The organism is Oryzihumus sp., assembly GCF_036391795.1.
GTDB lineage: Bacteria > Actinomycetota > Actinomycetes > Actinomycetales > Dermatophilaceae > Oryzihumus.
The window spans coordinates 1-13,351 of the sequence record NZ_DASVZH010000215.1 but is presented as its reverse complement, the minus strand read 5'-3'; the positions used below and the strand labels follow the sequence as shown (position 1 = coordinate 13,351).

Genomic DNA, 13,351 nt, shown 5'->3' with positions numbered 1-13,351 from the left:
GACCGCGCCGGGCACGTCGGCCTGGCGCAGCACCGCGCTCCAGGACCGGGCGGTCAGCGTGGCGAGGACCAGGAGCAGCACGCCGGTCGCGACCCCGATCGGGGTCGCCAGGCGGGAGGTGCCCGTGAAGGGGACGAACGGGATACCGGTGGTCACGCCGGTGACCAGGCGCTCGGGTGCGATGAGAGTGAGCAGGCCCAGCACGGTGGCGAGGACGGCGACGACCAGCGGCAGGACGCGTGGCCGTCCGGGAGCGCCCGCCCGCCACAGCCCGGCGGCGAGCAGCAGCCCGGCCACGACGTTGAGCCAGAAGATGGCCCGCCAGTCGGCGACCGCGAGCACGGCTGCGCCCAGCAGAGGCCCGAGAACGCTGCCGAGCTCCTGCACCGCACCCACCACCCCGAGTGGGGTGCCACGGCGGCCCGGTGGCCACAGGTCGGCGACCAGCGCGAGCGTGGCCGGAACCAGGCCTCCGCCGCCGATGCCCTGCAGGACGCGCCCACCCACCAGCACCGGCAGCTCGACCGCCGTGGCGGTGACCACGGAGCCGACGACGAACACGGCCAGGCACGCGAGCAGGATCCGTTGCCGCGGCAGCAGGTCGGCCAGGCGGCCGATGAGCGGCAGCACGGCGATGTAGCCGAGCAGGAAGCCCGAGACGATGGGGGTGGCCTTCTGGAGCGCGTCGACGCCCAGCCCGACACCGGACATCATGTCCGGCAGCGCGACCACGACGACGTAGGTGTCGGCGGCCGCGAGCGCGACCGCGGTGGACGCCAGGGCCAGCAGCGCCCTAGGGCCGGGAGATCTCAACGGGCGCGCCGTAGTGGTCGAGGGTCAGCGAGTAGGTCGAGCGGGCGCCGCTGAAGAACGGACCGGTCAGGCTGATCGTGCGCAGCTGCCCACCGGGGTCGGTGATGCCGTAGGTCGCGTCGAAGGTGCCGTTGGCGTCCCCGCTGCCGAGCAGGGCGACGACGTCCTTGCCGGGGATGGTGCCCTTGACCGTCTGCAGCACCTCGCTGCCCTGGCGCTTCTTCTCGCCCAGCGTCGGGTTCTGCGTCGCGGTGAGCAGCGTGGACAGCCCCTTGTCGGCGGAGAAGAGCGTGGCCGGGTCGGGGGCGTTGTACTGCTTGGGGTCCACCGGCGCGAACGTCGTGGTGAAGGGCAGCTTGAGGTAGAGCCGGCCGCCGGTCGCGACCACGTCGACCTTGGCCTGGATCCCCGAGATGCGGGCGTCGAGGGTGCCCTTGAACGCCGGGTCGTGCGTGCCGACGCCGTCCGCCCCGATCACGCCCCCGGCAGCGGCGGGGATGCCGGAGGAGCGCAGCACCAGGTGCAGCGAGCGCGCGGCGTCGACCGACTTCTTCGCTGCGGCCAGCTGCTGGGCCGGGCTCTGCCTGGTGGCCGTGTCGCCGCCGCCACTGCAGCCGGTCAGCGCCAGGCCGAGGGTGAGGGCGGCCACCAGGGCCCGCGCGTGCCGTCGCATGCGGCTCACGCTACCTGTGGCGGCCCGGGCCGGACCGGGGACCGGGTCCTGACGCACGGGTGGCGGCGCGGTCCTACTGCGCCGCCACCCGGCATACCGGTCTGCTCCCGTGAGTCAGCTCAGGGTGAGCCCGTCCTGCTCCCCGTCGCGGTCGACGACCACGGTCTGGCCGTCGCGCACCTCGCCGGCGAGCAGTGACCGGGCGAGGCGGTCGCCGATCTGGGTCTGCACCAGGCGGCGCAGCGGGCGCGCGCCGTAGGCCGGGTCGTAGCCGGTGATGGCCAGCCACTCCTTGGCCGCGTCGGTGACCTCGAGGGCGATCCGGCGATCGGACAGGCGGCGGGCCAGGGCCGCAACCTGCAGGTCCACGATCCGGCTCAGCTCCTCCGTCGAGAGCGGGTCGAAGACGACGACCTCGTCGAGGCGGTTGAGGAACTCGGGCTTGAACGACGTGCGCACCGCGCTCATCACGGCCTCGTGCTTGACGTCCTGCGGCAGCGTCGGGTCGATGAGGAACTGCGAGCCGAGGTTGGAGGTCATCACGAGGATCACGTTGCGGAAGTCGACCGTGCGGCCCTGGCCGTCGGTGAGCCGGCCGTCGTCGAGGACCTGCAGCAGGATGTCGAAGGTCTCCGGGTGGGCCTTCTCCACCTCGTCGAGCAGGACCACCGAGTAGGGCCGGCGGCGGACCGCCTCGGTCAGCTGACCGCCCTCCTCGTAGCCGACGTAGCCGGGCGGGGCGCCGATGAGGCGGGCTACGGAGTGCCGCTCGGAGTACTCGCTCATGTCGATGCGGACCATGGCCCGCTCGTCGTCGAAGAGGAAGTCGGCCAGGGACTTGGCCAGCTCGGTCTTGCCGACGCCGGTCGGGCCGAGGAAGAGGAACGAACCGGTGGGCCGGTCGGGGTCGGAGATGCCGGCGCGGCTGCGGCGCACGGCGTCGCTGACCGCACGCACAGCCGTGCCTTGGCCGATCAGCCGGCGGCCGAGGAACTCCTCCATGCGCAGCAGCTTCTCGGTCTCGCCCTCGAGCAGCCGGCCGGCCGGGATGCCGGTCCACGCGCTGATGACGTCGGCGATGTCGTCGGGCCCGACCTCCTCCTTGACCATGGGTGCCTCGCCGCCGGCGGTGGACGAGGTCGCCTCGGCCGCCTGCGCCTGGGCGAGCTCCCGCTCCAGCGGGGGGATCTCGCCGTAGAGGATCTTCGACGCGGCGGCGAGGTCGCCGTCGCGCTGGAGCCGCTCCACCTGGGTGCGCAGGTCGTCGAGCTGGGCCATGAGGTCACCGACCCGGTTGAGGCCGGCCTTCTCCTGCTCCCAGCGCGCGGTCAGGGCGGCGAGCTGCTCGGAGCGGTCCGCGAGGTCCTGGCGCAGCTTGGCCAGACGCTCCTGGCTGGCCTCGTCGGTCTCGCGCTCGAGGGCGAGCTCCTCCATCCGGAGCCGGTCGACGGCACGGCGCAGCTCGTCGACCTCGACGGGTGAGGAGTCGATCTCCATCCGCAGGCGCGAGGCGGCCTCGTCGATGAGGTCGATCGCCTTGTCCGGCAGCTGGCGGCCGGTGATGTATCGGTTCGACAGGGTTGCGGCGGCGACGAGCGCGCTGTCGGCGATGGCCACCTTGTGGTGGGCGGTGTAGCGCTCCTTGAGCCCGCGCAGGATCGCGATGGTGTCCTCGACGCTGGGCTCGCCGACGAACACCTGCTGGAACCGGCGCTCGAGGGCGGGGTCCTTCTCGATGTGCTCGCGGTACTCGTCCAGCGTCGTCGCGCCGACCATGCGCAGCTCGCCGCGGGCCAGCAGCGGCTTGAGCATGTTGCCGGCGTCCATGGCGCCCTCGCCGGTCGCACCGGCGCCGACGACGGTGTGCAGCTCGTCGATGAAGGTGATGACCTGGCCGCCGGCCGAACGGATCTCCTCGAGCACGGCCTTGAGCCGCTCCTCGAACTCGCCGCGGTACTTCGCGCCGGCGACCATCGCCGCCAGGTCGAGGGCGACCAGGCGCTTTCCGCGCAGCGACTCCGGGACGTCGCCGGCGACGACGCGCTGGGCCAGCCCCTCGACGACGGCGGTCTTGCCGACGCCGGGCTCGCCGATGAGGACGGGGTTGTTCTTGGTGCGCCGGGACAGCACCTGGACCACGCGGCGGATCTCGGCGTCGCGGCCGATCACCGGGTCGAGCTTGCCCTCGCGGGCTGCCTCGGTGAGGTCCGTGCCGTACTTGGCCAGCGCGTCATACGTCGCCTCGGGGTCCGGCGTGGTGATCCGCGCGCCGCCGCGCAGCTTGGGGATCTCCGCGGCGATCGCCGCGCCGTCGAGGCCGAAGTCGCCGGTCTGGGCGATGGCGAGCAGCAGGTGGTCGGTGGACACGAACGAGTCGCCCATCGACTCCATCTGCTTGCGGGCGTTCTCGAGCACGGCAAGTCCGGCGCGGGACAGGCTCGGGGCGCTGAGGCTGGAGCCGCTCACCGACGGCAGGGTCTTGAGGTGGCGCTCGGCGGCGGCCGCGGCGGCCTGGAGGGAGGACCCGGTCGCGTCGAGCAGCGGGCCGGTGGTGGTGTCGGTCTGCCGGGTCAGCGCCAGCAGCAGGTGGGCGGGCTCCACGTGCGGGTGACCGGCCGCGGCGGCGTCACGGGTCGCGGCGGAGAAGGCCTCCTGGGCCTTGGTGGTGAGCTGAAGGTCCATGGTGGTCGGGCTCCTCGGGAACGAGTGGGACGTCACCTGTGCAACAGCAGGCAAAGTTGAGTGTATTCCGCTCAACTTCAGTTCGCGGGCGGTTCCTGTTGTACCGCCTCCCGGGGTGCGCCGCACAGAGTCGATGGCCGCCGGTTGGCGACCCGGCAGGAGGGCGACCGTGTCAGTGGTCGAATGGCTCGGCGCGGCCCGACCGACCTGGGCAACCTGGCGCTGCTCTGCGGACGGCACCACACCGTCGTCCACGAACGCGGGCTGACCGCGACCGTCACGGCGCTCGGGGTCACCTGGCACACCTGAGGGCCCCGCCCCAGGCCCGCCGGAGCCGGCGGGTCTCCATGGCGTGTCCGGAGCCGGGCCAGGGCCAGGGGACACGCGCCTGCATGACCTGTCTTCGCTGACGCCCGCCGTCCCTGTCACCATCGGAGTCGTGCCCTACGTCCTGCTCGGCCTCGCCATCGCCTTCGAGGTGTGCGCCACCCTCTCCCTGCGCGGCTCCGAAGGCTTCACGCGGCTCTGGCCCTCGGTCATCGTCGTCGTGGGCTACCTGCTCTCCTTCGGCCTCATGGCCAAGGCCCTCACCTCGCTCAACGTCGGCCCGGTCTACGCCATCTGGTCGGCCCTGGGCACCATCGGCGCCTTCATCGGCGGCGTGGTGCTCTTCGACGAGCCGGTCCGTCCGGTGACCGTCGCAGGCATCGTCCTGGTCGTCATCGGCGTCGTGGTGATGCAGCTCGGCGGTGGCGTCAGCCGCGCCTGAGCGCGTCGGTCAGCGGGACCCGACGACCTCACGCGGCGGCGATGAGGCGCCCGTCCGGCGCCAGCCCTGGCGCAGGATGAGCGCCGCCACCCCGACGCCGCTGAACAGCAGCGCGATGGCCGAGACCGCCAACGGCCCCTGCAGCACCGTGACCAGGTTGCCGAACAGCCAGGGCGAGGTGTCGTACGGCCCACGGAAGCACATGGCGCCGACCGCCTGCATGGAGACCGCGATGCTGACGAGGGCGAAGAACGCGGCACGCCGGCGCGGGGTGCGACTGGTCCACTCCGTCCACGCCAGCACGAGCAGCGGGGCGCAGAGGGTGAACGTCTCGAGGGTGTAGCGGTAGCTCCAGAAGCAGATGCCGCCGGTGAACACCTCTGCCTTGAGCTGGACGAGGAGGTAGAGCAGGCCGCCGACGGCGCTCGACCGCACCCATGCCGGGGCATCTCTCCAGGCGGCCCGCAGACCGGGGGCCAGCAGCAGGAGGAAGGGCGCGCCGACCAGCACGCCGCGCTCCCCCGACACCAGCGCGCCGAGCACCTTGACGAGGAAGCCGCCCCAGGTCGCCAGGGAGTTGTTGCTGAGCTGGTGCTCGTAGCCGTGGGTCGACGTGCCGTTGACCGCGCCGCGGGTGATGGCCTCACCGCCGGAGGTGACCTGGACGCTCCAGTGGTGCGCGGAGTACAGCATGAACAGCGCCAGGCCGAGACCGGTCACCGCGCCGATGACCACCGCGGGGCGCAGCGATCGTGCCCTCCACGACTGCACGCCTCCCGTCACCGCGGCGACGATCGCCAGCGACGGTCGGACCAGCACGGCCGCGGCGAAGGCCAGTCCGGCGCGACCGGACGCCTGGGCCGCCAGCGAGAGCATGGCCAGGCACAGGAAGAGCTGGTCCGGGCCGTGCGGCCACAGGGCCGTGCCGGAGACCGCCCAGGTCGTGGTCGCGGTGGCCGCGATGAGTCCGGTCACCAGCGCGGTGCGTGGCGTCGCCAGTCGGCGAACGAGCACGGCCAGGGTGCCCATGGCGGCCCCGGTGAGCAGCGCCGCCTCGATCGACGCCGGGACGACGTCCTCCGGTCCGGCGAAGCGCATCACCCAGTAGAACGGCGCCGCGAGGTAGATCAGGCCGGGGGTCCGGTTGCTCACGACGTTCCCGCCGCCGACGTCGACCCACCAGGGGTTGATGATCGGCCACAGGTGGCGGGGCAGCACCGGGGTCCCGTGGTGGGCGAGCGCCCAGGCCGACGGGGTGACGCCGGTCGGGTCCGGGCTCAGGTCCCAGATGTCGGTGCGCAGCGTCAGCAGGTAGAGCCCGACCACCGGGACGAAGATGGCCACCCACAGCCGCCACCGGGACGACTCGGCCCAGCCGGCGTACCGAAGGAGCACTCCCCGGGCCCTGAGCATCGTTGCGGTCACGCGGTCTCCGGGGGCGTCGGGCGGCTGGCTAGGCGAATCCAACCACCAGCCGGCGCCCCCTCGGGGCGGTTTGGGCAATGTCCCGGCCCGGGGACACGCCTAGCCTGAGTGCCATGGCACGCCAGCAGACGCCGATCATCGAGGCGGTCGAGGGAGACATCACCGCCCAGGCCCTCGACGCGATCGTCAACGCCGCCAACAGCTCCCTGCTCGGTGGCGGGGGCGTCGACGGCGCCATCCACGCCGCGGCGGGCCCCGCGCTCCTGGCGGAGTGCCGGGAGGTGCGGCGCACGGCATACCCGCAGGGGCTGCCGGTGGGCGCCGCGGTGGCGACCGGTGCCGGGGACCTGCCGGCCCGCTGGGTGATCCACACGGTCGGACCGAACCGGCACGCCGGGCAGACCGACCCGGCGCTGCTGGCCTCGTGCTTCACGTCCTCCCTGGCCGAGGCCGCCCGCATCGGCGCCGGTTCGGTCGCCTTCCCTGCCGTGAGTGCCGGGATCTACGGCTGGGACGCCGAGGAGGTCGCCGGTATCGCGGTCGCGGCGGTCCGCGGCGCGGCCCACCACGAGGGGCTGGAGCTGGTGCGGTTCGTGCTGTTCGGCGCGCGGACCTACGCGGCGTTCACCCGGGCCCTGAGCTGACGGCGGAGCTTGCGGACCGCCCACACCGGCACGGCCACCGCCAGGCCGATCACCAGCCCGATGGCCAGGCCCATCCAGTTGTCCACGACGTCGGTGCCGTCGCAGGCGCGGTGCAGCGAGACGACCACGTACTGCACCGTCTCGATGACGATCGGCAGGACGACGACCATCGCGGCGACCCGGACCGCCGCGTGCCGGTGGAAGACGAACACCAGCGCCCCGAGCGGGATGAACAGCAGCACGTTGAGCAGGCGCTGGTCGTCCTGCAGGGCGCCCCACGGGCTCAGGTGCGGCAGGACGGCGCAGTACCGCCGGCCGTGCCGGGCGATCTGGATGGCCCCGAGGCGCTGCGGGGCGAGGGTGGCCAGCAGGACCATCCCGGTCCAGGCGGTCAGGAGCGCCGACAGCCACGCCCGCGAGGAGTGGCCGCGACGGCGCACGACGAGGTAGACGACGAGCGCCAGCAGCAGGGCGACCAGCATGCCCGGCGGGAGGAGGGCGGGGACGCGGTAGCCGAGGATGTGCATCCGCGGATCGTAGGCGACCCGGACATTTCGGGCGCACCCGTCTCGCGACGGCTCAGCGGCCGTGCCCGTGAGGGTCGGCGTCGTACCACCCGCCGTGGGCGTGGGCGAGGGTCTCCAGCCGGGCCCGCGCCGAGCGCTCGTCGACGTCGTCGCCGTCGAGCACGTAGACCGCCCACTCGTGGTCCTCGGCGTCGTCCTCCCCGGACAGCGCCTCGCGGACCACGCGGACCTCGAGGTGGCCACCGCCCAGCAGGTCCTCGGCGACCTCCTCGGCCAGGTCGCGGTCGGGCAGCACCAGCAGGTGCTCGATCACCGGCCGGGCCGCCACACGACGAGCGCCTGGGATCCGTTGGAGCTGCGCATCGGCCGCTGCCCGGGGCGCACGGCCACGACCTCGCCGGCCCGGCCGACGGCGAACACGCGGCCGCTGAGACCGACCGCGTCGCGCATCGCCTGCAGCTCCTCGGTCAGCTCCCCGACCCGGGAGCGCAGCGCCCGCACCTGGTTCTCCAGCTCGAGGATGCGCTGGATGCCGGCGAGGCTGACGCCCTCCTCCTGGGAGAGCCGCTGCACCTCGCGCAGCAGGGCGATGTCGCGGGCGGAGTAGCGCCGGCCGCCGCCGCGGGTGCGCGACGGGGAGACGATGCCGAGCCGGTCGTACTGCCGCAGGGTCTGCGCGTGCATGCCGGCGAGCTGGGCCGCGACGGAGATGACGAAGACCGGTGCCTCGTCGTCGGGGGCGAACCCGCCCATCCCGGCGGTCATGTCAGTCCCGTCGCGCGCGCTCGAACAGCTCGGCGCGCGGGTCGTGTCCGGCATCCTCCTCGCGCAGGGCCTCGACGGCCCGGCGCGCCTCGTCGGACAGCTTCTGGGGTACGACGACGCTCACCTTCGCGAGCAGGTCGCCGTGGTGGTCCTTGCGCTTGACCCCCCGGCCCTTGACCCGCAGCACCCGCCCGCTCGGCGTGCCGGGCGCGATACGGACCTTGACCGTCTCACCGGACAGGGTGGGGACCGCGACGGTGGCACCGAGGGCGGCCTCGGCGAAGGTGACCGGCAGGTCGACGGTGAGGTTGTCACCGTCCCGGCCGAAGACCGGGTGCGGCTGCACGTGGACGGTCAGCAGCAGGTCGCCGGCCGGGGCACCCTGGTCGCCCGGGCTGCCCTTGCCGCGCAGCCGGATCTGCTGGCCGTCCTTGACGCCCGGCGGGATGCGGGTGGTGATGCGGCCGCCGTCGCCGGTCGAGAGGGTGATGGTGTCGCCCTGGACCGCCTGCCGGAAGCCGAGCGTGGTGCGGGCGGTGACGTCGGTGCCGGGGCGTGGGCCGGCCGGCGCCCCGTAGCGGGAGCCGAAGCCGGGCTGGCCGCGGAAGCCGCCGCCGCCCGCGCCGCCCGCGAACATGCCGCCGAGGATGTCCTCGAGGTCGGGCTGGGCGCCGCCACCCCGGGTCCCTCCACCGGTGCTGAAGCGGACGTTGCCGCCGCCCCCGCCGAAGAGGTTGCCGAAGAGGTCCTCGAACCCGGCGCCGCCCCCGGTCGGGCCGCCGGCGGTGAACCGGGGGCCGCCGTGGCTCATCGAGCGGATCGCGTCGTACTGCTTGCGCTCCTCGGGGTCGGACAGGACCGCGTAGGCCTCCCCGATCTCCTTGAAGCGCTTCTCGGCCGCCTCGTCCCCGGGGTTCTGGTCGGGGTGCAGGGTGCGGGCGAGCTTGCGGTAGGCCTTCTTGACGGCCGCCGCGTCGGCGTCGGCAGGGACCCCGAGGATCGCGTAGAAGTCCTTCTCGAACCAGTCCTGGCTTGCCATCGGGGTCCCTCCCTTCGTCGGTCTGTCTGTTACTGCGGGTCGGCGACGGCCACGCGCGCGGCGCGCACGACCCGGTCGCCGGAACGGTACCCGGGCTGGAGCACCTGGACGACCGTGGTGACCTCGGTGCCCGGCGCGAGCTCGGCCTGGGTGTGCATCAGGGCCTCGTGCAGGTTCGGGTCGAACGCCTCACCGGGCTCCCCGAAGCGCTGCACGCCGAACCGGGCGAGGGTCGCCTCGAGCTTGTCGGCGATGGCCGCGAACGGCCCGCCCTCGAGGTCGCCGTGCTGGCGGGCGAGGTGGATGTCGTCGAGCACCGGCAGCAGCGCCTCGATGACCGACGCCACGGCCTGCTCGCGCACCACGTCACGGTCACGGTCGACGCGACGCTTGTAGTTGACGTACTCGGCCTGCAGGCGCTGCAGGTCGAGCAGCCGCTCGGCCGCCAGGGTCGTGTCGGGGTGCACGTCCGCCTCCTCGACCGGCGGGGCCTCCGAGCCCGCGGGCTCGGTCGCGGCCTCGGCGGCCTCCGCCCCGGCGGCCGGGGTGGCGTCCACGGGGCCCCCGCCCGCGGGGCCGGACTGCGCCGGCCCCGCGGCGGTGGTCTTGTCGTGCTCCGACATCACTTCTTGCTCTCGCTCTCGTCGTCCACGACCTCGGCGTCCACGACGTCCTCGTCAGCCGAGGCGTGCGCGTGCTGACCGTCGGCGGAGCCGGCCCCGGCGGACCCGGCACCCTCCCCCTCGGCCTGCGCGGCGGCATACATCGCGGTGCCGAGCTTCTGGGACTCCTCGGACAGCTTCGCGGTCTTGGCCGAGATGTCCTCCGGCGTGGCGCCGGAACCGTCCTTGAGCGCGTCCTTGAGGTCGGCCAGCGCCGCGTCGACCTCGCCACGGCCGTCGGCCGGGATCTTGTCGCCGCTGTCGGCCAGGAACTTCTCGGTGGAGTAGACCAGCTGCTCCGCGGTGTTGCGGGCCTCGGCCTCCTCGCGCCGCTTGTGGTCCTCGGCGGCGTGCGCCTCGGCGTCCTTGACCATGCGCTCGATCTCCTCCTTGGGCAGCGCGCTGCCGCCGGAGATCGTCATCGACTGCTCCTTGCCGGTGCCGCGGTCCTTGGCGGAGACGTGCACGATGCCGTTGGCGTCGATGTCGAAGGTGACCTCGATCTGGGGCACGCCACGCGGGGCGGGGGCGATGCCGGTCAGGTCGAAGGTGCCCAGCGGCTTGTTGTGCTGGGCGATCTCGCGCTCACCCTGGAAGACCTGGATCAGCACGCTCGGCTGGTTGTCGTCGGCGGTGCTGAAGACCTCGGAGCGCTTGGTCGGGATGGCCGTGTTGCGCTCGATGAGCTTGGTCATCAGGCCGCCCTTGGTCTCGATGCCCAGGGACAGCGGGGTGACGTCGATGAGCAGGACGTCCTTGCGCTCGCCCTTGAGGACACCGGCCTGAAGGCTGGCGCCGACGGCCACGACCTCGTCGGGGTTGACGCCCTTGTTGGGCTGTTTGCCGCCGGTCAGCTCGGTGACGACCTGGGAGACGGCGGGCATGCGGGTGGAGCCACCGACGAGCACGACGTGGTCGATCTGGCTGACCGAGATGCCGGCGTCCTTGATGACCTGGTGGAACGGGGCCTTGGTGCGCTCGAGCAGGTCGGCGGTCAGCTTCTCGAACTGGGCGCGGGTCAGCGTCTCGTCGAGGTGGATCGGGCCGTTCTCGGTCATCGAGAGGTACTGCAGGCTGATGTTGGTGCTGCTCGAGGAGGAGAGCTCCTTCTTGGCCTGCTCGGCGGCGTCGCGCAGACGCTGCATCGCGATCCGGTCGTTGGCCAGGTCGACGCCGGTGTTGTTCTTCACCGTGGTCAGCAGGTGCTTGACGATGCGCTCGTCCCAGTCGTCACCACCGAGGTGGTTGTCACCGTTGGTGGCGCGGACCTGGATGGTGGAGAAGCCGTCCTCGGGGTCCTTGCCGACCTCCAGCAGGGACACGTCGAAGGTGCCGCCACCGAGGTCGAAGACGAGGATGAGCTCGTCCTCCTTGCCCTTGTCGAGGCCGTAGGCCAGCGCGGCCGCGGTCGGCTCGTTGATGATGCGCAGGACGTTGAGGCCCGCGATCTCGCCGGCCTCCTTGGTGGCCTGGCGCTGGGCGTCGTCGAAGTACGCCGGGACGGTGATGACGGCGTCGGTGACGGGCTCGCCGAGGTAGGACTCGGAGTCGCGCTTGAGCTTCTGCAGCACGCGGGCGCTGATCTCCTGGGCGGTGTACTGCTTGCCGTCGATGTCGGCGGACTTCCAGTCGGTGCCGATGTGGCGCTTGACCGAGCGGATGGTCCGGTCGACGTTGGTGACCGCCTGGCGCTTGGCGATCTCGCCGACGAGCACCTCGCCGTTCTTGGCGAACGCGACGACGCTCGGGGTGGTCCGGCCTCCCTCGGCGTTCGCGATGATCGTGGGCTCACCGCCCTCGAGGACGGCGACAGCGGAGTTGGTGGTGCCGAGGTCGATGCCGACCGCACGAGCCATGGTGGTTCTCCTCTTCCTGAGGGTCGAGCTGATGCTGAACGGGTGGTTCAAAGCCTTGAGTGCCTGACGCTCAATCTGCGAGGAAATGCCCGGTCTTGTCAAACCCGGGCTCCGCAAACTTGCGTCCACTCGGCTCAACTTCGGGCGATGGGTGAATGTTCCCGCGCACCGGCGGTCCGCGCGGCAGGGTTCCTCTGGGAGGTCAGCCGAGCACGGACAGCAGCACCGGTATGCCGGCCACGGCCAGTCCCAGCGCGGTCATCGCCGTGTCCGCCGCCGTCCACGGCGCTGCCTCGGCCCACGTCCGGCCGCCGCGGCGGGAGAAGCCCCGGGCCTCCATCGCCACGGCCATCCGCCCGGCCTGACGCAGGGTCTGGACCAGCAGCGCGAAGGTCAGGGCGCTGACGTGCCGGGCGCGGGCGACCGGGGAGCGACCCGGCGCCAGGCCGCGGACCCGGTGGGTCCGGGCCAGCTGGTCCCACGTGTTGCCGAGGGCGTCGAACCGCTGCAGGGCGGCCACGGCGGCAATGACCGGCCGGGCCGGCAGGTGCACCCGCTGGGCCAGGTGGTCGCCCAGCGCCGAGGGGTCGATGCGGGCCGCGAGGGCGACCCCGGGGAGCACGAAGAAGGCGACCCGGAGCCCGGCGGTGGCGCCGGAGGCCCAGGAGTGGTCGACGCTGAGCAGCGAGTTGGAGAAGCCGACCGAGACGACGGCGAGCAGCCCGGGGGCCAGGGACCGCAACGGGGTGCGGATGCGGCCCAGCACCAGCGGAGCGAGGACCAGCTCGGCCGCGAGCGCGAGCAGTGCCGTGCGCAGGTCGCGGATGAACGGGGCGCCGACGATGAGCAGGGCCGAGGCGAGCAGTGCCGACAGCGGACCGCTCCGCGCAGCGAGCCCGGCCCACCGCACCGCTCGAGGCCGCGCCGGGTGTCCCTCTGGGCGCCGAGCTGGACGGGGCTGCCCCTTCGCGGCCGCCGAAGGGGCAGCAACGTCTAGCTCGGGGGTGTGGACGTCCGGCCCGGTTGGCACGGCGACCGGGGTGGCTGCGGGGGTGGCTGCCGGGGTGAGCCGCACCTCGCGGTCGGCGAGCGCGACGAGGTGCGGGTCGTGGGTGGCGACGACCACGCCGAGACCGACCTCCCGCGCAGCGAGCACGACGCCGGCCACCGCGGCCCAGGTGAGCCGGTCCTGGCCGACCGTCGGCTCGTCGAGCACGAGCACGGAGGGGCCGTGGGCGAGGGCGCCCGCCAGGGCGAGCCGGCGCATCTCCCCGCCGGAGAGGTGGTGCGGGTCGGCGCCGGCGAGATGGGCCAGCCCGAGGGTGTCCAGCAGGCCGTCGGCCCGGGCGGCAGCCGCGGCCTCGTCCTGCCCGAGACGGCGGGCGGTCGCGAGCACGTCGTCACGGACGGTGCGCCCGACGACGGCAAGCTCGGCCTGCTGCGGCACCCAGCCGACCCGCGCCGCGAGGTCGGCCGAGCCCCACGTCGCCGATGCC

Annotated in this window: 14 protein-coding genes; 3 read left to right on the top strand and 11 right to left on the bottom strand. The window is 73.1% G+C overall.

All coding sequences use genetic code 11. The annotated features are described in order from the left end of the window. The 3 genes from VF825_RS13425 to clpB form a co-directional block, all read right to left on the bottom strand. Positions 1 to 813: MFS transporter (locus VF825_RS13425; RefSeq protein WP_331114106.1), on the bottom strand; the 813-nt coding region annotated here is incomplete at its 3' end. Further along, positions 794 to 1,486, bottom strand: coding sequence for an LppX_LprAFG lipoprotein (locus VF825_RS13420; RefSeq protein ID WP_331114104.1), 693 nt, complete (start codon positions 1,484 to 1,486; stop codon positions 794 to 796). The genes VF825_RS13425 and VF825_RS13420, both read right to left, overlap by 20 nt. 114 nt (positions 1,487 to 1,600) lie before the next feature. Continuing rightward, positions 1,601 to 4,168, bottom strand: coding sequence for an ATP-dependent chaperone ClpB (gene clpB, locus VF825_RS13415; RefSeq protein WP_331114102.1), 2,568 nt, complete (start codon positions 4,166 to 4,168; stop codon positions 1,601 to 1,603). 183 nt (positions 4,169 to 4,351) lie between these two features. On the opposite strand from clpB, the gene VF825_RS13410 reads away from it, so the two are divergent. Both VF825_RS13410 and VF825_RS13405 read left to right on the top strand, forming a co-directional pair. Then, on the top strand, positions 4,352 to 4,477 hold the full coding sequence (locus tag VF825_RS13410) for a hypothetical protein (RefSeq protein WP_331114101.1): 126 nt from the start codon (positions 4,352 to 4,354) through the stop codon (positions 4,475 to 4,477). A gap of 130 nt (positions 4,478 to 4,607) precedes the next feature. Further along, positions 4,608 to 4,937, top strand: a complete 330-nt coding sequence (locus tag VF825_RS13405) for a multidrug efflux SMR transporter (protein WP_331114099.1) — start codon at positions 4,608 to 4,610, stop codon at positions 4,935 to 4,937. 9 nt (positions 4,938 to 4,946) lie between these two features. Here VF825_RS13405 and VF825_RS13400 read toward each other — a convergent pair whose 3' ends face one another. Further along, positions 4,947 to 6,362: a hypothetical protein gene (locus tag VF825_RS13400; RefSeq protein ID WP_331114097.1), complete on the bottom strand. Its 1,416-nt coding sequence runs from the start codon at positions 6,360 to 6,362 to the stop codon at positions 4,947 to 4,949. A 113-nt stretch (positions 6,363 to 6,475) separates the two neighbouring features. On the opposite strand from VF825_RS13400, the gene VF825_RS13395 reads away from it, so the two are divergent. Then, positions 6,476 to 7,006, top strand: coding sequence for an O-acetyl-ADP-ribose deacetylase (locus VF825_RS13395; RefSeq protein ID WP_331114095.1), 531 nt, complete (start codon positions 6,476 to 6,478; stop codon positions 7,004 to 7,006). Here VF825_RS13395 and VF825_RS13390 read toward each other — a convergent pair. From VF825_RS13390 to VF825_RS13360, 7 genes are all read right to left on the bottom strand, one after another. Further along, the gene (locus VF825_RS13390) at positions 6,976 to 7,533 is read right to left on the bottom strand and encodes a VanZ family protein (RefSeq protein ID WP_331114093.1); all 558 of its coding nucleotides are present in this window, start codon (positions 7,531 to 7,533) and stop codon (positions 6,976 to 6,978) included. The genes VF825_RS13395 and VF825_RS13390 overlap by 31 nt on opposite strands. Positions 7,534 to 7,585: 52 nt before the next feature. Beyond that, entirely contained in the window at positions 7,586 to 7,846 is a 261-nt protein-coding gene (locus VF825_RS13385; RefSeq protein ID WP_331114091.1) for a hypothetical protein, read from the bottom strand. Beyond that, positions 7,843 to 8,298, bottom strand: a complete 456-nt coding sequence (locus VF825_RS13380; RefSeq protein ID WP_331114089.1) for a heat shock protein transcriptional repressor HspR — start codon at positions 8,296 to 8,298, stop codon at positions 7,843 to 7,845. The genes VF825_RS13385 and VF825_RS13380 overlap by 4 nt, the downstream gene beginning before the upstream one ends. A 1-nt stretch (position 8,299) precedes the next feature. Further along, positions 8,300 to 9,337, bottom strand: a complete 1,038-nt coding sequence (locus VF825_RS13375; RefSeq protein ID WP_331114087.1) for a DnaJ C-terminal domain-containing protein — start codon at positions 9,335 to 9,337, stop codon at positions 8,300 to 8,302. Between the two features lie 29 nt (positions 9,338 to 9,366). Then, on the bottom strand, positions 9,367 to 9,960 hold the full coding sequence (gene grpE / locus VF825_RS13370) for a nucleotide exchange factor GrpE (protein ID WP_331114085.1): 594 nt from the start codon (positions 9,958 to 9,960) through the stop codon (positions 9,367 to 9,369). Beyond that, positions 9,960 to 11,855, bottom strand: a complete 1,896-nt coding sequence (gene dnaK, locus VF825_RS13365) for a molecular chaperone DnaK (protein ID WP_331114083.1) — start codon at positions 11,853 to 11,855, stop codon at positions 9,960 to 9,962. The genes grpE and dnaK overlap by 1 nt, the downstream gene beginning before the upstream one ends. Positions 11,856 to 12,057: 202 nt before the next feature. Beyond that, positions 12,058 to 13,351: ATP-binding cassette domain-containing protein (locus VF825_RS13360; protein WP_331114081.1), on the bottom strand; the 1,294-nt coding region annotated here is incomplete at its 5' end.

Excerpts from the sequence above, each read along its gene's own strand:
- VF825_RS13420 (WP_331114104.1), bottom strand. The coding sequence starts at position 1,486 with ATGCGACGGCACGCGCGGGCCCTGGTGGCCGCCCTCACCCTCGGCCTG.
- clpB (WP_331114102.1), bottom strand. The coding sequence starts at position 4,168 with ATGGACCTTCAGCTCACCACCAAGGCCCAGGAGGCCTTCTCCGCCGCG.
- VF825_RS13410 (WP_331114101.1), top strand. The coding sequence starts at position 4,352 with ATGGCTCGGCGCGGCCCGACCGACCTGGGCAACCTGGCGCTGCTCTGC.
- VF825_RS13395 (WP_331114095.1), top strand. The coding sequence starts at position 6,476 with ATGGCACGCCAGCAGACGCCGATCATCGAGGCGGTCGAGGGAGACATC.
- VF825_RS13390 (WP_331114093.1), bottom strand. The coding sequence starts at position 7,533 with ATGCACATCCTCGGCTACCGCGTCCCCGCCCTCCTCCCGCCGGGCATG.
- VF825_RS13380 (WP_331114089.1), bottom strand. The coding sequence starts at position 8,298 with ATGACCGCCGGGATGGGCGGGTTCGCCCCCGACGACGAGGCACCGGTC.
- VF825_RS13375 (WP_331114087.1), bottom strand. The coding sequence starts at position 9,337 with ATGGCAAGCCAGGACTGGTTCGAGAAGGACTTCTACGCGATCCTCGGG.
- grpE (WP_331114085.1), bottom strand. The coding sequence starts at position 9,960 with ATGTCGGAGCACGACAAGACCACCGCCGCGGGGCCGGCGCAGTCCGGC.
- dnaK (WP_331114083.1), bottom strand. The coding sequence starts at position 11,855 with ATGGCTCGTGCGGTCGGCATCGACCTCGGCACCACCAACTCCGCTGTC.